This is a genomic window from Neobacillus citreus (assembly GCF_018343545.2).
Lineage (GTDB): Bacteria > Bacillota > Bacilli > Bacillales > Cytobacillaceae > Neobacillus > Neobacillus citreus.
In genome coordinates, this window is sequence record NZ_JAGYPE020000047.1 from 24,833 (window position 1) to 47,363 (window position 22,531).

The window sequence follows — 22,531 nt, forward strand, 5'->3', positions numbered from 1 at the left end:
AGTATTTTTTACTTAACTGATACTTCTTCCAGGCGCATACGGTCCTCGTGCGGCGGTTGGAAGTTTTGAACTCGCTTATTGACGGCATATAAATCTACTGCTTGGTACAGATTAAGCTCTGGAGCCAAGTCATATAGCACTTCTGTTAATTCTTTAAAGATTTTTTCACGTTCTTTTTGGTCAACAGTTGAACGTTCAGCAGCCAATAATTCTTCTACCTTGGCATCTTTAAAGGATGGATTCCATTTCTGTCCTTCGCTGTACATCAGGTACGCGGTGTTATCAAAGTCAAGCGTCCATCCGCCCCAGCCTTGGCGGTACATATGACCAGCCTTGCCGTTTGGAATCAAATCGGAAATTAATGTTGTGCTATCTACACTATTGATATTTAACTTTAAGCCAACTTCTTCTAAATAGAAGGAAACAGCCTGGGCAATTTCTTTAAATGTTGCATCGTTACCAGGAATGAACAGATCAATTTGTGTCCCTTCTTTCACTCCTGCTTCTTTTAACAATTTTTTAGCTTTTTCCGGATCATATTTATATGGCTTCAGATCTGGGTTGTTACCAAATGATAGTTCACTTTGGTATGTGCTGATTGATTTTCCATAGCCAGATAGGATGTCTTTAATAATCGCATCTTTATCCACAGCGTAGTTAATCGCCTGTCTGACCTGCTTGTTGTCAAACGGTTTTTTTGCTGTATCAAAACGCATGGAATAAACAGTTGGTGTACCTACATCTTTCAATTCTAGGAAACTTGATTCTTTAACCGTTTTCGCCTGGGCCACTTCGACACGCTTCATGATATCGATTTTTCCAGTTTGAAGTTCTGCTAATCTAGTAGAAGATTCCGGAATGACTTTAAAGGTAACTTTATCTAACTTCGGTAATCCTTGTTTCCAATAATTTGGGTTCTTTTCTAACACGATTTCTTGGTCGCGCTTATAGCCTGTCATCTTGAATGGTCCTGTACCAACAGGGTTGTTATTGAAGTTCTCGTCGCCTTTTTCCTGAATGTATTTAGGCGGTACGATAACAGCACCGTAGCCGGCAAGTTTCGTTAATAGGACTGGGTCCTTGGATTTCAATTTGAAATTAACGGTATATTCATCCACAATTTCTACATGGTCAATCGAATTATAGTTGGCATACTGAGGACCCTTTTGTCCTTCTGGCCCTAATAAACGGTCAAACGTAAATTTAACAGCTTCTGCGTTGAATGGCTCGCCGTCATGGAATTGAACACCTTTACGCAATTTGAATTGAAGTGTGTTATCGTCGAGGTATTCCCAGCTTTCTGCAAGTCCTGGCTGCAATTTCAAATCTAGCGTACGGTCTACTAATCCTTCAAATACAGAAGTAGCCACTGTGCTCCAATCTAGCAAAAATGTATCAATTGGATCCCAGTTTTGCGGTTCACTTGTAACACCGATAACAATTTCATTTCCACGGTCTTTAACAGGATTCTCTTCTTTACTTTTTCCAGAAGAGCCTGCATTGGATTTTTCACTTTTGCCTGAAGAACAAGCGGATAAAACAAGTGTAAAGCTAAGTAACAGTGCAAATAGTACTGACAATTTCTTCTTCATGCTTTTTCTCGCCCCCTATAATTGATTCGTTGCTATCATTTTTCCATATGGATATGGATGGTTATAGCCTAATTTCTTGGAAATTTCAGCAGCTGCCTCCCAAAGAGGTCCAACAAAATGATCCACCTTATCTCTTGGCAGGCTGGTTGAAAAACTGGCAATGCTTAACGCGTACTGGACAGCTCCGCTGCTATTAAAAATTGGTACGCCAATCGACGCGGTTCCTTCTTCTAATTCCGAGTCGCTGTACGAATAGCCCCTTTCCCGTATTTGCTTGATTAAGAGAAGAACATCCTCTTTCGTTGCCGGAGACTGGCTGGCATACTTTGTCAGAGGCTTGTCCAAAATCTCTTGTATTTTTTCTTCAGGCAAATAGGCGAGAATGGCACGCGGGCATGCTCCCGCATATAACGGGGCGTGTCTTCCCACTTTTGTGTACAGCCGAACGGGCAGTGTACTTTCTACCTTTTCAATGTACACACCTTCGTCCTGCTCTCGGGCAATCAATTGAATAGCCTCATTAAACTGCTCTTGAAGCTTTTTCATATAAGGATAAGCAATTGGGCGGATATCGAACCTTCCGGCTACTCGCTCTCCCATTTCCAGGAATTTCAATCCCAGCCCGTAGCTTTCTCCGTCAATCACGAGCCCTTCCTGCTGGAAGGTCATCTTTTTTAAATAACCGAGTTCTACAAAAGTTCTTAACAGGCGCAAACAGGTTGGCTTAGGGACACCTGTAAAGGTAGAAATCTCATCCAGCTTCCAATAAGGTTTCTGTTCCGTAAAAATATCGAGAAGCTGCAAAGCTTTTTTAACTGTTTTACTCATCGCGATTCACCTGCAGCAATCTGTTCCTTGACGTCTTGATATAAATGGCAGGAAACGAAATGGTCCTCATGAACCGCCTGCAAGCTTGGCTGTTCCGTTTTACAAACATCTAAGCACTTAAAGCAGCGCGGATGAAAGGTACAGCCGCTCGGCGGGTTAGAAGGACTTGGGACATCTCCCTGAAGAATAATCCGTTGCTTCTTCTGGAGTGGATGGGAACTTGGCAATGCTGAAAGCAGGGCTTCTGCATATGGATGTAGCGGAGTATCATACAAACGGTTTTTATCCGCTACCTCTACCATTTTCCCAAGATACATCACGCCAATCCGGTCACAGAAATGCTTAACCACGCTTAAGTCATGAGAGATGAAAATATAGGTCAGTCCAAACTCTTTCTGCAAATCTCTCATGAGGTTAAGAACCTGTGACTGAATGGAAACGTCAAGGGCCGAAACTGGTTCATCGGCGATAATCAGCTTAGGCTTTGAAATCAGCGCCCGGGCAATCCCAATCCGCTGGCGCTGCCCTCCGGAAAATTCATGTGGGAATCTAGTTAGCTGCGCCTTGGTTAAGCCCACTTGGTCAGCCACTTCCAAGACCCGTTTTTCCCGTTCATTTCGGTCGGTCACCCCGAAATTGATCAGCGGTTCCTCTATCGTTTCTTTAATTTTCATTCTTGGGTTTAACGAAGCAAACGGGTCCTGAAAGATAATTTGAATATCTTTTCTCAGCTTTCGCATGTCGTTTTTTGAAAGCTCGGCAATATCTCTTCCCTGGAAAAGAATCTTTCCTTCCGTCGGTTCTAGTAATCTAAGAATCGTCCGTCCGGTCGTACTCTTCCCGCAGCCTGACTCACCGACGATTCCAAAGGTTTCCCCTTCAAATACATCGAACGAAACTCCGTCTACGGCTTTAACTTGCTTTATGGTCTTCTTGCCAAAAACCCCACCCTTTATGGGAAAGTATTTCTTTAAGTCTTGTACTTGCAAAATTGGATTTTGTGTCACAGTACCGCCTCCGAATCACCATTTTCATAGAGCCAGCATTTTACCTTTGAACCGTTCACCTCAAATAATGGCGGTGTGTTCTTGCAGCGTTCATGGGCAAAGCGGCAGCGTGCGGCAAAGCGGCAGCCGGAAGGCATTTTCCCTGGTGCCGGTACCACGCCAGGAATCGAAGAAAGGTACTCCTTTTCTTCATTCACATCCGGCAGGGAGGATAATAACCCTTTCGTGTACGGGTGCCTTGGGCGGTCAAACAGTTCGACCACCTGTGCTTCTTCGACGATTTCTCCCGCATACATGACGATGACACGGTCGCACATTTCAGCCACAACACCAAGGTCGTGTGTGATTAACACAATCGACATATTTAATTGATCTTGCAGCTTTTTCATTAACTCAAGGATTTGCGCTTGAATCGTTACATCCAAAGCCGTTGTTGGTTCATCAGCAATCAGGATTTCCGGATTACACGATAAAGCGATGGCAATCATGACCCTCTGCCGCATACCGCCGGAAAGCTGGTATGGATATTCATCAAGAACCTGCTCCGGTCTTGGAATCCCAACAAGCTTCAGCATTTCTAGCGCACGTTCTCTCGCTTGTTTCTTCGAGACATTCTCATGGCTTAAAACCATTTCGACAATTTGCTGGCCAATTGTATAAACCGGGTTTAGCGAGCTCATCGGTTCCTGAAAAATCATCGCAAGTCTTTTTCCTCTGATTTTTCGCCAATCCTTCTTTTTGAAATCCTTAAAATGTAGGTTCTCCGTTTTGATATCGCCGTCGAACCACTCCACGCCAGGCGGCAGGAGCCCCATTAGCGATAGCGATGTCATACTCTTACCACATCCCGATTCTCCAACAATCCCAAGTGTCTCGCCTTTATTCAGGGAGAAGCTGATTCCGTTCACAATCGCAATTTTATTCCCATCATCATTAATACCGACTTTTAACTTTTCAATCTCTAACACTTTTTGAACCATTATGACACTCCTAACGGTTTCATTTTGTGAAATGCAATTTCATTTTATGATTTTAATAATATAAAATAATTTGAATATTTTCAATAGTATTTGATGGAAAATAATTTAGAAATGTCGAAATAATTAATAGTTTGGTAAAAATTGTCGCATTTTAGCTTTTCACCGTTCTATTAACATAGGGGTCTTCCAATCAATTAGATATTGAGAAATTAGCTAGTTTGTGGTTGGATTAGAATATCTGGGAGGGTTTTACATGAGTGTGAAATTTAGATTAATCATGACGATGCTCATCTTTGGCAGCATCGGGGTGTTTGTTAAGAAGATTGATTTGAGTTCAAGTGAGATTGCTTTTTTACGCGGGGTGATTGGCAGTCTATTCCTGCTTTTAGCTAGTTTTCTAGTCAAACACAAACCGTCTATGAAGGCGCTGAAAGAAAATGCGGTGCTGCTCCTTTTATCAGGCGGGGCAATTGGTCTTAACTGGATTTTTTTATTCGAGTCCTATCGGTACACGACAATATCAAATGCCACAATCAGTTATTACTTCGCGCCAATATTTGTGATGATTTTAGCCCCTTGGGTTCTGAAGGAGAAACTGACGGGTGTGAAAGTCAGCTGTATTGTAATGGCCATGGTTGGCTTATTTTTAATCGTGCAGAACGGCCCTGGCGGGGGAAGTGGGTCACACAATCATACCTTGGGGATTTTCTATGGCCTTTTGGCTGCCTCTCTATATGCCAGCGTAATTTTAATGAACAAATTTATTAAAAATCTATCTGGTTTTGAAATGACATTAGTTCAATTAATGGCGGGAGCTTTAGTACTGTTACCCTATGTATTGTGGCAAGGGCAGCTTAACCTTGTTGGATTGAACTCAACTTCGATTATTTTTATTTTAATACTGGGAGTTGTGCATACAGGTTTGGCGTATTTCATGTATTTTACTTCCATCCAAAAACTAAAAGGGCAAACTATTGCAGTTCTTAGCTATATTGACCCGATTTCTGCCGTCATCATCGCGGCGTTATTCCTGCACGAAAGCATGACATGGTTACAGATGATTGGCGGTGCCCTCGTACTAGGTTCAACATTTTTAAGTGAAAAAGTAGATTTAAAAATCGAGAAAAAAGGCCAGACTCCTACTACTTCTCCGTAATAGGGGTCTGGCCTTTCTTTTTTAATGGGAGACTACACCTGTTAAATCTGGCTTCTGCCCTTGCATAAGATTTAGCTTTTCAATTGCAAATGCAACGTTTAAAACATTTTCTTCCTTAAACGCAGGACCCATTATTTGCAAACCGACCGGCAGACCATTGCTGATACCGCATGGCAGGCTTAGTGCGGGAAGTCCAGTCAAATTGCCTGGTCCCGTGAATCGAATAACCTGGTCGAGGAAACTTTCTTTATTGCCATTAATGTCGACCATATTATCACCGATAGCAGGCGGCAGGAATGGCAATGTAGGCGAAATCAGAGCATCTACATGTTTAAAAGCTTGAGCAAAATCATTGCTTAGTTGAAGGCGGACCTGCTGCGCCTGCAGGTAGTCCACTGCCGGAATAAGTTCACCGAATTCCAACAGGAAGCGAACATCGTCGCCAAAGTCCTCAGGCCTCTTAAGCAAATTGGCATGATGAATGGCACTTGCTTCGGAAACAATCGTGACTAACTCGGCAAATTCAGAAGCAGCAAGGGTAGGAATCTTGACTAGTTCAATTTTGGCACCTAGCTTTTCAAGCCGAATAAGGGCTGAGCGGACTGCTTCCTCTACCGGTTTGTCAACATTTTTAAAGAAGTACTCTTCATTAATGCCAATAACCTTCCCGGAAAGGTCCTCTGATAGCAGCTCGGTATAGTTTTTCACTGGAGTATCCGTGGAGGTCGGATCTTGAGGGTCGTAACCGGAAAGGGTTTCAAGCAGCAAAGCTGCGTCATACACCGTTTTGGTCATTGGTCCGATATGGTCGAGGGACCAAGCGAGCGGGAAACATCCATGCTTGCTGATTCTTCCATGGGTTGGTTTCAGGCCGACAATCCCGCAGCTTGAAGCCGGAATTCGGATGGAACCGCCAGTATCTGTCCCAAGGGAGGCGATTGTCATATCGGCGGCAACAGCAGCTCCCGAACCGCCGCTTGAACCGCCAGGAATTTTGCTTAAATCCCAGGGATTATGGCACGCACCGAAATGCGGATTGGTTGTCGTTGCTCCCCAGGCATATTCGTGCATATTTAATTTGCCTGTAAAAATAACGCCTTCCTCTTTTAATTTCTTTACTACCGTTGCATCGTGATCAGGAATATAATCCTGGTGGATTTTTGAACCTACCGTGACTTTCTCGTCCTTAAAGTACAAAATATCCTTCAAGGCCATCGGTATGCCGTGCAGTCGGCCGCGATAATTCCCCTGCAGAATATCATTTTCAGCATCCGCAGCAGACTTTAAAGCGCTTTCTTTTTCTACTTGAATATAAGCATTGATTTGACTGTCGTATCTTTCAACATTTTCTAAAACAGCTTTGGTTAGTTCTACTGGAGAAATCTCTTTATCTCGCAACAGCGGGGCTGCTTCCCCTATAGACATGGCGGCTAAATTTTTACTCATTCTCATTTCCCCCCGGCACGTGTTTTAAACCAATGTTATAGTCTGCAAGTTTTTCAAGATGCGGGTTGCTCTTTAATTGTTCATAGGCCTGCCATTGTGCCAATAATGGCTGAATATGGTGTTCGGGTACAGCAATTCCCTTCTTTTTCAAATGGTCAATAATTCTTTCACTCATGATTCTCAGCCTCCTTAATTAGATTTGGTATGGGTTATTGATCTTTAACTTTTAAAAAGAACTGCCTGTACTTAGATGCACTCAATTTAAACTATACCTCACGTCCAATTAAAAGATTGTAGGTTCTTGTTGTCGATTCTTGTTTAAAACGGCTATTATATTTCCTGCGTTAGAAATAATATAATTTGAATAATGGAATCGGAGGTTTAATGAATGAGTGTGCCATGGTCGCCTGAGAGGATTATTTTTGTTGAAGAAGCAGTTAGGCTGATTGAAAAACAGTTTCCGCAGTTGAAACCTGTAAGTTTACAGGTATTGGGTGAAGGATTCGACAATTCTGTGTTTCTGGTAAATGAGCAGTTTGTGTTTCGTTTTCCTAGGCGTGAAATAGCGGTTAAGTTGCTTCAGGTTGAGAACCGGCTGCTTCCGGTCGTGGCACCAATGCTATCAATCCCGGTGCCGGATCCGATTTTTCTAGGTATGCCAGAGGGCGGCTTTCTATGGCCATTTTCCGGGTACAAACTTTTAGGCGGAAAGACTTTGTCCAGCTTAACTCCAGAACAGCGGATGCTGTCAGTAGAACCATTGGCTCAATTTTTAAAAACACTGCACGCTTTTCCGATAAACAAAGCGGAAAAGCTCGGCGTTCCTTATGACGAGCTTGGTCGGACTGATATTTTAAAAAGAAAGCCTATGCTGGAAGCAAACATCGAAAAGGCTGTCGATTTAGGTTTGATTGGCGGACATGAACTAGGGCGGCTGCAGTTATTTCTTTCAACGGTTGAGAAACCTTTTGAGCATGATAGCAAAACATTAGTACACGGTGATTTTCATATTCGAAATATGCTGGTCGATGACAGCGGCAGAGTGTCAGCGGTGATTGACTGGGGAGATGCCCATATTGGAAATCCGACGATCGACTTGTCGATAGCGTATAGTTTTATTCCGGCGGAAGGCAGGGATTACTTTTTCCAGTTATATGGTGACGTATCGTTTGAGGTCAAAAAGATAGCAAGATTTAGAGCCGTCTATTCGCTCATCATGCTGCTTTTGTATGGGGATAGCCAGAAGGATGAACGGTTAGTAAACGAAGGCCGGACTGCATTGGGTTTGGCACTAGACAATTAACCATAACATTCACGCTTAGAGTGATAAATTATCTAGGCGTTTTTTTATCCAGAGAAAATTCAAAAAGTTCTTGATTTATTAAATAAAGCATATTAATATTTTTAAATAAGTAATCCTATAGTTATTATCGGAATTTATTTTCAGCATCTTAAAATGGGCTGACTTTAGAGGAATTGGATAAGTGCCCTCCGCTTCCTCATTGCATATATTTATTAAAAGCTAATACCGGTTCGTAACATTCCTGTCCCAGCAATCCATTTAGGGATTTATTTTTAGCAGTGAATGTTGACTGAAATACTCAACATTAAGGAGAGGAATTACATGAAGGTATCCAGTAAAGGTGAATATGCCTTAAGGGCCTTGCTCATGCTTGGAGGTCATCAAGGCAATGTCCTCGGCATCCAGGAAATTGCCGACAAGACCCTGGTAACCACTAATTACCTTGAACAAATCCTGCTTCAATTAAAAAAACTAGGCTATGTAACTAGTAAACGAGGGGCAAAAGGCGGCTACATGCTGCTAAAAGAGCCGCAGGAAATTAATATCGGAGAAATCATCCGAGAATTAGAGGGGCCTCTATCTCCAATGGCATGTGCATCCATTACGAAGTATGAACCATGTCCATTAGAGGTGGGATGTCAGTTAAAGCCGCTATGGTCCTTAGTAAGAGATACCATTGCCTATGTCCTTGACAGGACGACACTGGAAGATTTGTTAGAAAACAAAATAAGTCTATTAAAAGGAGAGGATTTAGTTGTCATCAAAAATACACCTTAATCAGCAAGTGCTGGAAAAACTCGAAAGTTTGTTGGAAGGCTTAGAATTTGGAACCGTCCAAATCACCGTTCACGATTCGCAAATCACGCAAATCGACCGGTTGGAAAGACATCGGCTGCCATTGCAGAAAAAAACAAACCAAGTAATCAACCACAGGAAAAACGAAAGATGAATATGCTGCCGATCGGACCCCCGAAGGCCCTTTAGTTAGATGTACGTGACAATGTACATGTAAAAACTAATGGGCTTTTTTTATTGAAAAAAGCCCGCCAATTCAAAAAAAGGGGAGTTAAAAATGCTCAAAAAAGTCTTAATTACGCTAATTTCACTAATGTTTCTTGTAGAGGTCGCCGGTTGCTCGATCCAATCTTCAACTGAACCATCCAAGTCCAAAAAAGATGCTGCCACTAAGGAAACCAATAAGAAACCGATTGAACTGCTGAATGTGTCCTATGATCCAACCCGAGAATTATACGAAGAATATAACAAAAGCTTTGCTGCTTATTGGGAAAAGAAAACCGGTCAAAAAGTAACGATTAACCAATCTCATGGTGGTTCCGGCAAGCAGTCCCGCTCTGTTATTGACGGACTCGAAGCCGATGTCGTGACGCTGGCCCTTGCTTATGATATCGATGCGATTGCCGGAGCAGGCAAACTTGCGGACGACTGGCAGAAGCGGCTAGTTGACAACAGTTCACCGTATACATCAACCATTGTCTTTCTGGTTCGGAAAGGGAATCCCAAAGGAATCAAGGACTGGAATGACTTGGTGAAAAAAGATGTTTCCGTTATTACCCCGAATCCAAAAACCTCTGGCGGTGCACGTTGGAATTACTTGGCTGCTTGGGGCTATGCACTGCAGCAAAATAACGGAGATGAACAAAAAGCACAAGAATTTGTGGCAAAGCTCTTTAAAAATGTGCCGGTATTGGATTCCGGAGCCCGCGGTTCGACGACTACTTTCGTGGAAAGAGGAATCGGTGATGTATTGATTGCTTGGGAAAATGAGGCTTATCTTGCACTTAAGGAATTTGGCGAAGACAAATTTGAAGTAGTCAATCCATCTGTCAGCATCTTGGCTGAGCCTCCTGTTTCCGTTGTCGATAAAGTAGCGAAAAAGCATGGGACCGAAGAAGTGGCAAAAGCTTATCTTGACTATTTATATACAGTTGAAGGACAGGAAATTGCCGCGAAGAATTTTTACCGTCCGCGCAATAAAGATGTCGCCGAAAAATATGCCAGCCAGTTCCCTGATATCAAACTATTTACGATTGATGAAGTTTTTGGTGGCTGGAAGAAAGCCCAAAAAACTCACTTTGATGATGGAGGCATCTTCGACCAAATCTATAAACCGTAATGAATGGAGGCTTTCACGTGTTTAATCAATCTAAGCGCCGCCGGGTACTCCCGGGGTTCGGACTCTCAATGGGGTATACGGTCATTTATCTCAGTCTGATTGTCCTAATCCCGATTGCGGTTTTATTTTTAAAAGCAACTACCATCAGCTTGGCCGAATTTTGGGAGACTATAACGGATGATAGAGTCGTAGCTTCCTATAAACTGACTTTTTACACCTCCTTTGTTGCTGCAATGGTGAATGTCCTATTTGGAACGCTAATCGCCTGGGTATTAGTAAGATATGACTTCGTTGGGAAACGATTCGTTGATGCGCTTGTCGACCTGCCCTTCGCCCTGCCGACTGCAGTTGCAGGCATAGCGCTAACCGCCATCTATGCTCCGAATGGGTGGATTGGTCAATATTTCGAAGCTGCCGGGGTGAAGATTGCCTATACACAGTATGGCATCATGATTGCGTTGACGTTTATCGGGCTCCCCTTTGTGGTCCGTTCAGTCCAGCCGGTCTTGCAGGAATTGGACCAACAGTTCGAAGAGGCCGCCGCTACACTTGGTGCCTCTTCGGCCCAAATTTTCTTCAAAATAATTTTCCCAGCCATTTTCCCGGCCATGTTGACAGGCTTTGCCCTTGCCTTTGCGAGGGCCTTGGGTGAATATGGGTCGGTCGTATTCATATCCGGCAACATGCCGATGAAAACGGAAATTGTCCCCCTGCTCATCATTACAAAATTGGAGCAATACAACTACGGGGGTGCCGCTGCCATTGCCGCCGTCATGCTCGTCATCTCTTTCCTTCTATTATTCTTAATTAATTTTTGGCAATGGAGAACGGCAAGGAAACATCAAGTGACCTAGAGGAGTTTGAAAAATATGATTGCTAGAGAACATGTCCATCTAAAAAGTCCAGGAGCCAGCCGTTTTGCCCTGGCTCCGATAAGGAAATGGCTACTGATTGGAACAGCCCTCGGATTCTTAGGAGTCTTTATCCTCATTCCCCTAATTGCTGTTTTTACTGAGGCGTTGAAAAAAGGGATCGAGTTATACTTCGCGGCCATCATAGAGCCTGATGCTCTTTCGGCGATTAAGCTTACGCTCATTACCGCGGCTATTGCCGTTCCCTTGAATACCATCTTCGGCGTCATTGCCGCTTGGGGAATCGCAAAATTTAATTTTAAGGGGAAGAATATCCTGATTACCCTGATTGATATTCCGTTTGCTGTTTCCCCAGTCATTGCTGGTCTCGTGTTTGTGTTGTTGTATGGTTCAAATGGGGTGTTTGGTCCGTTACTAGAAGCAAATAATTTAAAAATCATATTCAGCGTACCGGGAATCGTTCTCGCCACTACTTTTGTGACTTTCCCGTTTGTAGTTCGCGAGTTAATTCCAATTATGCAGGAGCAGGGTACGGAGGAGGAGCAAGCAGCGATAACGCTCGGTGCAAGCGGGTGGCAAATGTTTTTCCGAGTGACTCTACCGAATATTAAATGGGGATTGCTTTATGGAGTCATTCTTTGTAATGCCCGGGCGATGGGTGAGTTTGGCGCCGTTTCGGTTGTGTCCGGCCACATCAGAGGGCTTACCAATACCCTCCCTCTTCATGTTGAGATTTTGTATAACGAATACAACTTTACCGCCTCCTTTGCCGTCGCTTCCCTGCTGGCACTGCTTGCGCTTGTTACGTTAGTTTTTAAAAGTATTTTGGAATGGAAAACAAAGAAATAGTAGAGAGGGAGATTACCATATGGGGATTACAATCAGTGGCATAACGAAAACTTTTGGTGCTTTTGAGGCCGTCAAAGATATTAACCTAGAAATACCAACCGGGGATTTTGTGGCATTACTTGGTCCATCTGGTTCTGGGAAGACCACCCTTCTTAGACTGATTGCAGGATTGGAGGGGTTAGATACAGGTTCGATCTTTTTCAACGGTGTTGATTATTCTTTCAAAACTGCGAAAGAACGCAAGGTTGGCTTTGTATTTCAGCATTATGCCTTGTTTAAGCATATGACCATTTTTGAGAACGTCGCCTTTGGGTTGAAGGTGCGGCCTCGCAAATTGCGTCCTTCCAAGAGTGAAATCAAGGATAAAGTACTGGAGTTATTAAGGCTGGTACAGCTTGAGCACCTTGCCGACCGGTATCCTTCCCAGCTTTCAGGTGGGCAGAGACAAAGGATTGCGCTAGCACGGGCGCTTGCCGTGGAACCTGAGGTGCTTCTTCTCGACGAACCATTCGGAGCGTTGGATGCAAAGGTTCGGCAGGAGCTGCGCCATTGGTTACGGGAAATCCATCGAAAGCTTAATATTACCACTGTTTTTGTGACACATGATCAGGAAGAGGCACTTGAGATGGCCGATACTGTTGTGGTGATGAATCATGGGAAAATTGAACAAATTGGTTCTCCTGCGGAAGTTTATGAAAAACCGGCAAATGCCTTTGTTTATAGCTTTTTGGGCCGGGTGAACGAATTCAGTGGGGCTGCTTTGTATAATGATGTTGCAGTTGCGAGGGATGCGGCGGTGGATACGGTCGGGTATATTCGCCCCCATGAGATTGGGTTGAGCAGGTTTTCCAACCGGAACAGTGTGGCATCAGAAGTGTCCCATGTCAATGCGGTTGGTTCCACTCTCCGGGTTGTCCTGAAACGTATTGATACGGAGGATTTTTTTGAAGCGGAATTAACAGGGGACAGCTTTCGGAAACTTGGTCCATTTAAAAAAGGTGATATTCTTTATGCTGATTTTAAAAATATCGTTGTGTTTGAGGCTAAACAGGATCCTGATCATGCAAAAGTAATGGAAAAGGTAGCTGCTGGGGCTTTTTCGGCATTTACGTAATAGAGGTATATTGAATTGTTTTTTTGATAACTACCCGGGGTGGAGGTTCTTTACTTGTTCGGAGGTTATAATGGGTTCATAACTACCCGGAACGAGGCTACTTTTCCTGTTCGGGCGTTATGAGGCGTTCATAACTCCCCGAGATGGCGCGGCTTTTCCCGTTCGGGCGTTATAAAGCTTTCATAACTACCTGGGTAGCGCAGCTTTTCTCGTTCGGTAGTTATAAAAGCTTTCATAACTACCCGGGGTGGCGCGGCCTTTCTCGTTCGGGCGTTATAAAGCTTTTCATAACTACCCGGGATGGCGCGGCCTTTCTCGTTTGGGCGTTATAAAGCTTTCATAACTACCCGGGTTAACGTGGCTTTTCTTATTCGGTCGAATAGCAACATTCTATGCGACCGAACATTTGGTAAATACGTCGGTTTGGAAGCATAGAGCCTTTCTATGCGACTGAACGTTTGGTAAATACGTCGGTTTGGGAGCATAGACTCTTTCTATGTGACCGAACGTTTGGTTAATCCGCAGGTTCGGGTGCATAGACCCTTTCTATGCACCCGAATGATTGGTAAATGCGCAAGTTCGGGAGCATAAACCCTTTCTATGCACCCGAGCGATTGGTAAATGCGCAAGTTCGGGAGCATAAACCCTTTCTATGCACCCGAACGATTGGTAAATGCGCCAGTTCGGGAGCATAAACCCATTCTATGCGACCGGACATTTAGTAAATCCACCAGTTCGGTCGCATAGACCCTTTCTATGCGACCGGTTGTTTGGTAAATCAGCCGGTTCGGGAGCATAAAGTCTTTATATACGATAGTACGATTAAAAAATTGCCCAGCTAGGTTCCCCCACACAACTATATCATCAGTATCTCTCTAATATCCTCTTCCGTCAGTGTCCCCATCGCTTTCTCATCCGAATCAATGATTTCCTCTATTAAGTGCCTCTTTTTATCCTGCAGTTCATTAATCTTTTCCTCGATGGTGCCACGGGCAACAAGCTTGATCACCTGAACCTCATTTTGCTGGCCCATCCGGTGCGCACGGTCCGCGGCTTGCTCCTCAACAGCAGGGTTCCACCAAGTGTCATATAAAATAACGGTATCCGCCCCCATCAGATTAAGGCCGGTTCCCCCTGCTTTCAAGGAAATTAGGAAAAGGTCACGTTCACCGTGATTGAACCGTTCGCAGATGTCCACCCGCTCTTCAGATGGAGTCTGCCCATCAAGGTAAAAGTATGGTTGTCCTTTTGCCGTTAACCGCCGTCCAATCAACGCCAGCATTTTCGTAAACTGTGAAAAAATTAACACCCGTCTCCCAGAAAGCCGTGATTCCTCTAATATTTCCATGAGCTGGTCAAATTTTGCCGACCCGCCTTGATAGCCGTCTACGAACAAGCCCGGATGGCAGCAAATCTGCCGCAGGCGTGTCAACCCTGCTAAAATCTTGATGCGATTTTTTCGAATCGTGTCTTTGTCCAGATGCTTTAATGTATCATGCCGAAGCTTGGCCAAATAAGCGGCGTACAACCTCTTTTGTTCGGGTAGCAGTTCAACTGCTACTAGCGATTCGATTTTTCCAGGGAGTTCGGATAAGACATCCTCCTTCATCCTGCGCAGCAAGAATGGCCGGATTCTCCGAGCGATTTGCTTTCGGGTCAGCTGGCTGAATTCCTTCAGCCCAAGGAAAAGTTCTGGAAAAACGACATGGAAAATCGACCACAGCTCCTCCGATGAGTTCTCAACCGGCGTTCCAGTCAGCGCAAAACGATGATGGGCATGAAGCTTTTTTACCGCCCGGGCTGTTTGCGTCAACGGATTTTTAAAGGCCTGGGCCTCGTCAAAAAACACGGTATGAAAGGTTTGTTTTTCAAACCATAGGATGTCCTTACGCAGTAATGGATAGGAAGTGATAAGGACATCGACATCGGAAAGATCCTGAAGCTGCTTGGTCCGCTCTTCCTTTGAACCATCGATGACCACTGCCCGCAGTTGGGAGTTCCCGGTAAATTTCCTGAACTCGCTTAGCCAGTTATAGGTCAGAGAGGACGGACAGACAACGAGGACCGGCTGCTTTTGCTCGCGAATTTCCGGCAGCACTGAGACAATAAAAGCGATGCTTTGAATCGTCTTTCCCAGTCCCATATCATCGGCCAGGATTCCCCCGAAGCCAAAGTGAGCGAGTGTTTTCATCCATTTAAAGCCAACTTTTTGATAATCTTTGAGAATAGGCTCAAGGCTGCGAGGAACCTTGAAGTCCAGGCTGCCCGGGTTTCGGAGCTGTTCCATAAACTTCCTGAAGGATTCCTCCAGTTTAAAGGCATCGCTCACCTCCACCGTATCCAGCAGCTGCAGACACTGTTCGATAGGCAAGGCCAGTCCATTCTCCAAGTCACCGGCCTTCATAAGTGGTGAATGGAGAAACCGCTGAATCTCCTCGAATTCCCTGGTTTGCAAGGATAGCAGAGAGCCATTCGGCAATCTATAATACTTCCGTTTTTCCTCGAGCGCCTTCAAGATATCGCGAATCTGATTGTCGGAAATACCGTCCATTTCAAACTTGAATTCCAGCCAATTGGTCCGCTCCCTCTTTACCTTCACCCTGATTTTCGGAAAAACATTTTCTCGAAAAATTCGACTGCGGACAGCCGTGGTCGCATAAATTTGGGCAAGCTTTTGCAGCCGCGGTACGACATAGACCAGAAATTCGTACTCAAGATCCTCATTATGCAAAAAATAGCCCCCATCCGTCTTGGCGAATGAGCTGTCCTCCATGATTTGCAAGATCTCCGCTTCCTTCTCGACATCCCTTACAATCATCGAGCCTGCCGGAAGTTCCCTTCCCTCAAGCGGATTGATCAACATGTGTTCATAGTGAAACTCGACTCCGGCAAGGAGCCGGTTTTTCACCCGATCTAAGTAGAGCTTGGCCTTCAACGGTGTTTTCATCCAGGTTTTTGTGATGGAATCGGCAATCTGCACCTGCCCCAGCTCTTTTAATCCCGGGGCGACTTTTTCAAGAAAAAACGGAATTTGTTCGTGCGGGATAGGGATTTTGTTGGTCCCGGAACCATGGAGCATTCGTTTTAGTTCCAATAACCTCTGGAAATCCTGATTCTTCAATTGTGTTATTTTCCCGTCGTAAAGAACGGAGCGATAGGTTTCCAAAATTAGTATCTGGTCAAATCCTTCAACCACCAGTAGATTTTCCGTAAAAGCAAACTGTAATGGCAGCGAACCGTCTGACAGCTGGAGTTCTTCATAGGTTTGGCCATTGTACTGTATTTTGCCCCTGGGAGCCTTTATAAGTAATGGCAGGAGCCGGTCCCATAAGGATGCCGAAATCGGCAGGACTTGCGGATCCAAAGCTTCCTTTCCATAAGCCTGTTCATCTCGAACCATGTTAATCAGCTGCTGAATAACGGCATCGGTTTCTTTTTGAAAGCAATGAAGGCTCGGGTCGTAAGTAAAGGAATCCGATAGAACATATCGATTTCCACTACTGACCTTGTCCAAAAACTCTCTGATATTTTGAACCTCGTTCTCTTCTACCTCTATCTCAATGCCCAGAATACGCCGGCCCTCGCCTGCAGCGACTGGTTTACAGCTAAACCTCGCATCCAGCACGGTTCTTTTTTCAAAATAATTCTGGTGTCCGCTGGTCTGGACGGGCTTATTATCGAAAATAGTCAGCAAACTGGCGGTCAGCTCCTGATTCAGTAAATTCGGTGTTGTTCCTTGCCGTTGATGATCGTATATCGCCAATAAAACCGCCGCAATATGCTGACAATCCTTTTGAAAAGAAGCTAGCTTTGGGCAGCTGCAATTTGTACGAATCTCACCATCTGCATCCGTTTCAACAGTTACATGAAAATCGCCATCAACTGTCGCCTGACAGCGATACAGACCATATTCCGTGAAGGTCACTTTATTCGTCCGATAAAAATAATCTCCTCTTTTGAAGGAGACTGCGCCACACATATCTGTGATGATTTTATAATTTAACTCTATGTTCATGTGGTTTCTCCTTCCTTAGAGATTTCAATATTACGATTTTATCATAAGGGCAGCCCAAATTCATACATAAGGAAATACGGGAGACTTTATCATTTGTTCCAACCTTATAATCATATATAAAGATCAAATACAACTTTTGGTTTATTTTCCTTTTAAAGCACAATTGATTTAATAAGGAAAGAATGATTCAAGGCTTATGTTTGAGCATCAAAGTAGATAGGGGGAACGAACATTGAGTAATACCGACAAAACTCCAACACCACCATACTATGCGGTCATTTTTACATCGGTACGAACCGATGGTGACAATGGTTACGAGAAGATGGCTGAAAAAATGGTCGAATTAGCTTCAAGGCAAAAAGGTTTCTTAGGAATTGAAAGTGCCCGTGACAAAGAGACTGGAATTACCGTCTCCTACTGGGACTCTTTGGAGGCGATAAAGGCATGGAAGGAACATACAGCACATAAAGCGGCGCAGGAAAAGGGCCAAACTGATTGGTATAAGCATTACAAAGTGAGAATCTGCAGGGTGGAGAGAGCTTACTCTTTCGATCAATAGTGGCGCACATTGCTTAGAGTGTTAGCCACATTTTGATCGATTCCAAAGTGAGTTTTGTCCGTAGGAGCGGGGCTTACGGACATTTTGATCGATTCCAAAGAGAATTTTGTCCGTAAGAGCGACCCTTATAAGCAACAATCTATCAGAAAAGAGCGTTTCAATTATACTAGCTCTACAAAAGATTCAGTGCCCTCTCTACTTTATCCTAACAATAACCTTCCCCTTGGCTCGTCCTGTTTCCACGTAATCCAATGCTTCCTGTGTATCGACAAACGGATAAACTCGGTCGATTACAGGGATGATTTTGCCCTGCTCGATTAAACCTTTAATAAAGGTTAACTGCTTACCGCTTGGTTTCATGAAATGATAGAGATACTCTACGTTATACTTCTTTTCTAATGATGCAGTTTTGAGGTTGACGAGTGAAAAGAGAATCATTCGAAATAAACCTAAATTTTCTTTTCTAGCAAATTTGGCATCAGGCAATGCGGCAATGGAAACAATTTTTCCAGGCGGTTTTAAAATTTCAAACGACTTGATCAGCGTATCTTTTCCTACCGTATCAAATACTGCATCGTAATCTTTTAAAATCTCTGCAAAACTTTCTTTTTTATAATTAACGATTACATCCGCCCCTAAGGACTTAACGAGGTCGTACCCCTTTTCGCTGACAGTAGTTGCCACGAATGCCCCCATTTCTTTAGCCAGTTGGATTGCAAAGGTGCCTACCCCACCTGAACCTGCAGGTATAAAGATTTTATGTCCTGCTTTAAGCCCCATCATCTCAAAAGCTTGAATTGTCGTTAATCCCACCAACGGGATGGAGGCAGCTTCTTCAAAGGATAGATTACCTGGCTTTAAGGCGATATCATCCTCGTGAACAGCAACCATCTCAGCAAATGTCCCGATTCTGGTTTTTCTAGGCCGGCCATACACCTCATCTCCGATTGAAAACTTTGTTACCTTCGATCCCACCTGGATGATCGTCCCCGAAAAATCATTCCCCAACGTTAAAGGAAATTCATATTTCGCGAGCAGCCTCACGATTCCATCTCTAATTTTAAAATCTACAGGATTAATGCTGGCTGCATGAATTTCAACCAACACCTCATGTTCACCAACCAGAGGCGTCGGTCTCTCCATTAAGCGTAAAGGAACATTTTTACCATATCGATCTATGACCATTGCTTTCATTTTGTAGTTTATCTTCCCTTCTGTTATCGGAATAAAATTGACAATAAATTTACAATTCCTCCAAAATGGATTAACAAAATTCGTATATACTGAGTTTATCAAACTCAAATCCAAAGGAGTTGTAAGAATGATTGATTTCTTGTTTCGCCTTGTTATATTGACTCCAGTTTGCACGCTGCTTTGCCCTTAACATCCCCTTCTAGGGAGCCCCAAACATTGTAACACTCAGCCCACACTGTACACAGCAACTCTTCATATCAGTAGAAAAAAGCGAACAGCACCAATTTACCGTTCGCCTCTTAAAATCTTAATGGGGCTTTAGACGTACAAAGTTCTATCCCTTCCAGTTTTTTTACGGACAAATAGAATTCTAACCCGGACTTGACAATATCTAATTTGGTTCGGGGGCCGATCGTTATTTTGCGAACCAAAAGCTTACCTTCCCGTGATTCACCTTTTTGGTCAACCACAGGTACTTTAATAAACGGGATAAATGCCCCTCGGGACACCCGAAAATGGATGTGTTCATCGGATTTTGGGATGAAAATGAATCTGAATTCTTCTTCGCAGGCAAAGGTTGGATGCTTAATAAAGCAGCCTAATGTTCCGAAAGTAAATAACAGCACACGCGAAAAACTTTCCTCCGATAAATTGGCGTTTCTTACCAATTTCAGCAGTCTGGTAATCACTTCTTTCACAATTTGCCTTTGTTTCTCCTCATCATAAACCACTTTTCCAACAAAGGTAATTTGTGAGTTAAATGATTGCCCAAAAAATTTCGAGGCGTCGATTCCGATATTGCAGCCCTCATTCGCCCCGTAGTTATACCAGAGCGGCAACGAATCAGGGTTTTCCGTTAAGGAAAAGGCGAAGATGTTTAAATCCTTATAATAACTTTCGGTGGAGGCAAAATCCTTGTATAAGGCAATAAAGGTCTCTTTTTCTTTGCTGTCCTCAATCTCGCCAATAATCGCCCGAACTACTTCCGTCACATAGGCGATCTCTTTGTAATCGTTCATGAAGTCCACACGGGTAATCCAAAAGCACTTTTCCCGGTCCAGGATATTATTCAATGCTTTCATGGACGTATAATGATAAAGCAGCGGGCCCTGCATAATCTTGTCCAGGTTTTCAAAAATATGCTCTTTAAAGTATTCCGCCATTTCTTGGCTGAAATCGTCTAAAATGACTTGTCCCAAAGACTGCTCCTCCTTCAAATTTTTCTTATAGTATTTCTATTTTTTGGAGTGAACATATCGGTTTGGGTCAGTTTTTTGGAAAAACTTCCGAATTCCAAATTAAAAGCGTGGCCGCTTCAGGACCACGCTTAGCTTTTTGGGACAAATTTTACGAAACCGCACTATAAAGGAACTCCTTCATTATTTTGCAGCGCTTTTTGTAAGTAACGGAGCTCTTTTTGGATACTGAAGAATGATTCTATTTTAGGAATCGGTTTTAATGGCGGTGTTTTTTTCAAATGGGCCGCAATCGCCATCGTTTCACACGCTAAGAGCAGCTGGGCAAGTTCATCATCTGCCAGAATCGGACGGCTGCTTAGTTTAGCTGCATTCTCCAGCAGATAACCTAGATGTTCAATAGAATGGACCACCGGCCAGTAATAATCTAATACATCACGATTGACTGGAATCTCACCTGAAGCAGTATTATACAGGATTTTCAAATTCAAAATGTTTGTTCTCATTTTCTTTAACTCTGTGCTATTTCTAGCATTAAACCCCTTTCCTTGGTCAGAGAAAAGTACAAATAAAAATTGCGACTGACTGCGAATGGTTTTGCTGATTAAGTGAGGAAGGCGGCTTGAGGCGGACCTCCTCCCGACCAGCCATACTCCTATTAGACCAATGATACTGCCGATTAAAACATCCATCATTCTTGCCGAGGCAAAATAGGCAAAGCTAAAGCTCCCGTGGCTTGTGCTCTCTGCCATGAGTAACGCATTAGGGGTGAAAAATAATGCCGCTAACGCATAATTTTTTACGATAAACAGCTCAGTAATGAACGTAAACAGTAAAACTAATAAAGCGATTATGTATCCATCAGGATGAATCGAAAGAATCAAGCTGGCAAACAGAATCCCAAGTAATGTACCTATTCCTCTTTGAATGGCACGATGGAACGTGGCGACAATGGAGTAGCCTGACATGACGGCCACGCAGGACAATGGGACCCAAAAGGAACGGGCAAATCCAACTTCAAACGCGAAGATAGCAGCAATGATTGTGATGATCCCAAACCTCATGGCAGCAATAAAAATAATCGAGTTTTTATCAAAGGCACCGCCAAAGACAGTCTTAAGTGACAACTTTGAGAATTCAACCACTTGATTGATTTTGGAAGTGGGTTCATTCATAACTGCATCTGCATCATAAATCAATTTAAATAAATGAGCGACCGAAGCATCCATCTCTTCAGGCTGTAAAATGACTTCAGAAGCAGAGTCACTTTTATTTTTTTTGCCTAACGAGTTTGCTATTTTTCGGACAGACTGCGCAGCTTCTGGCGGTAGTGGTGCTTGGTGTTCTGGAAAATCTTCAAGTAAATAAGTAAAAATATTATGAGCCGAATTGTTTAATACATATAAACGTTTGAAATAGTTCGTTTGCCTGATAGGCGTTTGCCCTGATGCCAATGTTTCGTCCGCATCCATTAAGGCTGACATGACACGGTGCCGCGACTCGTGGAATCGGTCTGTCCCTACTGAATCAAGCAATGCTGCGAGCTCTAACAGGCCCCTTTTAACTACTCCTGTTTCAGGTCCATGGGGATCAGAAAACCAGCCAAGCATGGCCAAAATCCACGATAGACTCCCGCCCAGGAAGACTAGGCCTGCTCTTAATGGAGCAAGCTCTGGTGCCTGAGGCATTCCTGTTACCATTGCAAAAACGAGTACTAGGAAGATAGCAGCAGGGCCTGCAATCCTTAATGCTCCGAAAATAAAGATGGCGGCAGCTCCGATGATTCCCATAAAAATCGCTACCATAATGGGATAAGGGGCCGCCAGTGTACCTAACGCGGTAAGAAAAGTGAGGGCAATGATAATCCAAAATATCTTTTTCGCTCTTTGAGCGTATGGAACATTAAACACATATAAATATGTAAATCCGCCCAATCCGGCAATTAATCCATATTCCAGGTTGCCAAATAACAAGCCAATCAAAATAGGCAAAGCCGCAGCCACCCCTGCAGTAAAGGCCTTTAGCCACGGAAATGGCTTCCTATTAACGGTCAAAGCTTGTTTTAATATAGATGGAGATTTCTCCATACCGACCACTTCTTTCTAAAACTTAAGTCACAAAATACATTCTAAACCAAATGTTTTTTTAAGGAGGAAATAATGCTTATATTATCGGAATAGAAAAGCCTAAATCACAGGATGATTTAGGCTTCAGACTGTCGACAAATTCGAAAAAATTCGGGTTTGCTGGCAGTCTTTTTTGTATAATTAAGGTATAGAGATTTTT

Annotated in this window: 19 protein-coding genes; 9 read left to right on the top strand and 10 right to left on the bottom strand. The window is 43.6% G+C overall.

Annotated elements, in window-relative coordinates; translation table 11 throughout:
• Positions 1 to 8: 8 nt before the first annotated feature.
• The 4 genes from KHB02_RS21145 to KHB02_RS21160 are packed head-to-tail and all read right to left on the bottom strand — an operon-like array spanning position 9 to position 4,407.
• Positions 9 to 1,592 (bottom strand): ABC transporter substrate-binding protein, encoded by a 1,584-nt coding sequence (locus tag KHB02_RS21145; RefSeq protein ID WP_213146361.1) that lies wholly within the window; start codon positions 1,590 to 1,592, stop codon positions 9 to 11.
• A gap of 15 nt (positions 1,593 to 1,607) precedes the next feature.
• On the bottom strand, positions 1,608 to 2,420 hold the full coding sequence (locus KHB02_RS21150) for an IclR family transcriptional regulator (RefSeq protein ID WP_213146360.1): 813 nt from the start codon (positions 2,418 to 2,420) through the stop codon (positions 1,608 to 1,610).
• A complete protein-coding gene (locus tag KHB02_RS21155; protein ID WP_213146359.1) occupies positions 2,417 to 3,427 on the bottom strand; it encodes an ABC transporter ATP-binding protein in 1,011 nt (336 codons plus the stop codon). The genes KHB02_RS21150 and KHB02_RS21155 overlap by 4 nt, the downstream gene beginning before the upstream one ends.
• Positions 3,424 to 4,407 (bottom strand): ABC transporter ATP-binding protein, encoded by a 984-nt coding sequence (locus KHB02_RS21160; protein WP_213146358.1) that lies wholly within the window; start codon positions 4,405 to 4,407, stop codon positions 3,424 to 3,426. Before KHB02_RS21160 ends, KHB02_RS21155 begins: the two co-directional genes overlap by 4 nt.
• A gap of 253 nt (positions 4,408 to 4,660) precedes the next feature.
• Here KHB02_RS21160 and KHB02_RS21165 point away from each other — a divergent pair, with 253 nt between their 5' ends.
• The gene (locus tag KHB02_RS21165) at positions 4,661 to 5,563 is read left to right on the top strand and encodes a DMT family transporter (protein ID WP_213146357.1); all 903 of its coding nucleotides are present in this window, start codon (positions 4,661 to 4,663) and stop codon (positions 5,561 to 5,563) included.
• Positions 5,564 to 5,584: 21 nt separating this feature from the next.
• On the opposite strand, the gene KHB02_RS21170 is transcribed toward KHB02_RS21165, so the two are convergent.
• Entirely contained in the window at positions 5,585 to 7,009 is a 1,425-nt protein-coding gene (locus KHB02_RS21170; RefSeq protein WP_213146356.1) for an amidase, read from the bottom strand.
• Positions 7,002 to 7,184, bottom strand: coding sequence for a hypothetical protein (locus KHB02_RS21175; protein ID WP_213146355.1), 183 nt, complete (start codon positions 7,182 to 7,184; stop codon positions 7,002 to 7,004). Before KHB02_RS21175 ends, KHB02_RS21170 begins: the two co-directional genes overlap by 8 nt.
• Positions 7,185 to 7,397: 213 nt before the next feature.
• On the opposite strand from KHB02_RS21175, the gene KHB02_RS21180 reads away from it, so the two are divergent.
• From KHB02_RS21180 to KHB02_RS21210, 7 genes are all read left to right on the top strand, one after another.
• Positions 7,398 to 8,312 carry a phosphotransferase gene (locus tag KHB02_RS21180; protein ID WP_213146354.1) on the top strand — a complete coding sequence of 305 codons (915 nt, stop codon included), beginning with the start codon at positions 7,398 to 7,400 and terminating at the stop codon, positions 8,310 to 8,312.
• A gap of 321 nt (positions 8,313 to 8,633) precedes the next feature.
• Positions 8,634 to 9,089 carry an RrF2 family transcriptional regulator gene (locus KHB02_RS21185; RefSeq protein ID WP_213146353.1) on the top strand — a complete coding sequence of 152 codons (456 nt, stop codon included), beginning with the start codon at positions 8,634 to 8,636 and terminating at the stop codon, positions 9,087 to 9,089.
• Positions 9,067 to 9,261: a YezD family protein gene (locus KHB02_RS21190; protein WP_213146352.1), complete on the top strand. Its 195-nt coding sequence runs from the start codon at positions 9,067 to 9,069 to the stop codon at positions 9,259 to 9,261. Before KHB02_RS21185 ends, KHB02_RS21190 begins: the two co-directional genes overlap by 23 nt.
• Positions 9,262 to 9,384: 123 nt before the next feature.
• The gene (locus tag KHB02_RS21195) at positions 9,385 to 10,446 is read left to right on the top strand and encodes a sulfate ABC transporter substrate-binding protein (RefSeq protein ID WP_213146351.1); all 1,062 of its coding nucleotides are present in this window, start codon (positions 9,385 to 9,387) and stop codon (positions 10,444 to 10,446) included.
• Positions 10,447 to 10,463: 17 nt separating this feature from the next.
• Positions 10,464 to 11,300 (top strand): sulfate ABC transporter permease subunit CysT, encoded by an 837-nt coding sequence (gene cysT, locus KHB02_RS21200; protein ID WP_338088313.1) that lies wholly within the window; start codon positions 10,464 to 10,466, stop codon positions 11,298 to 11,300.
• A gap of 15 nt (positions 11,301 to 11,315) precedes the next feature.
• Complete coding sequence (cysW, locus tag KHB02_RS21205; RefSeq protein WP_213146349.1) at positions 11,316 to 12,167, top strand: sulfate ABC transporter permease subunit CysW; 852 nt, start codon at positions 11,316 to 11,318, stop codon at positions 12,165 to 12,167.
• A 19-nt stretch (positions 12,168 to 12,186) separates the two neighbouring features.
• Positions 12,187 to 13,281: a sulfate/molybdate ABC transporter ATP-binding protein gene (locus tag KHB02_RS21210; protein ID WP_213146348.1), complete on the top strand. Its 1,095-nt coding sequence runs from the start codon at positions 12,187 to 12,189 to the stop codon at positions 13,279 to 13,281.
• An 856-nt stretch (positions 13,282 to 14,137) separates the two neighbouring features.
• Here the strand turns inward: KHB02_RS21210 and KHB02_RS21215 are convergent.
• Entirely contained in the window at positions 14,138 to 17,296 is a 3,159-nt protein-coding gene (locus tag KHB02_RS21215) for a DEAD/DEAH box helicase (RefSeq protein WP_213146347.1), read from the bottom strand.
• A gap of 232 nt (positions 17,297 to 17,528) precedes the next feature.
• On the opposite strand from KHB02_RS21215, the gene KHB02_RS21220 reads away from it, so the two are divergent.
• Positions 17,529 to 17,855, top strand: coding sequence for an antibiotic biosynthesis monooxygenase family protein (locus KHB02_RS21220; RefSeq protein ID WP_213146346.1), 327 nt, complete (start codon positions 17,529 to 17,531; stop codon positions 17,853 to 17,855).
• A 195-nt stretch (positions 17,856 to 18,050) separates the two neighbouring features.
• Here the strand turns inward: KHB02_RS21220 and KHB02_RS21225 are convergent, their stop codons facing one another.
• The 3 genes from KHB02_RS21225 to KHB02_RS21235 form a co-directional block, all read right to left on the bottom strand.
• Positions 18,051 to 19,049 carry an NADP-dependent oxidoreductase gene (locus tag KHB02_RS21225; protein ID WP_213146345.1) on the bottom strand — a complete coding sequence of 333 codons (999 nt, stop codon included), beginning with the start codon at positions 19,047 to 19,049 and terminating at the stop codon, positions 18,051 to 18,053.
• A 299-nt stretch (positions 19,050 to 19,348) separates the two neighbouring features.
• Positions 19,349 to 20,248 carry a DUF2971 domain-containing protein gene (locus KHB02_RS21230; protein ID WP_213146344.1) on the bottom strand — a complete coding sequence of 300 codons (900 nt, stop codon included), beginning with the start codon at positions 20,246 to 20,248 and terminating at the stop codon, positions 19,349 to 19,351.
• A 161-nt stretch (positions 20,249 to 20,409) separates the two neighbouring features.
• The gene (locus KHB02_RS21235) at positions 20,410 to 22,332 is read right to left on the bottom strand and encodes an FUSC family protein (RefSeq protein WP_213146343.1); all 1,923 of its coding nucleotides are present in this window, start codon (positions 22,330 to 22,332) and stop codon (positions 20,410 to 20,412) included.
• Positions 22,333 to 22,531 lie beyond the last annotated feature (199 nt).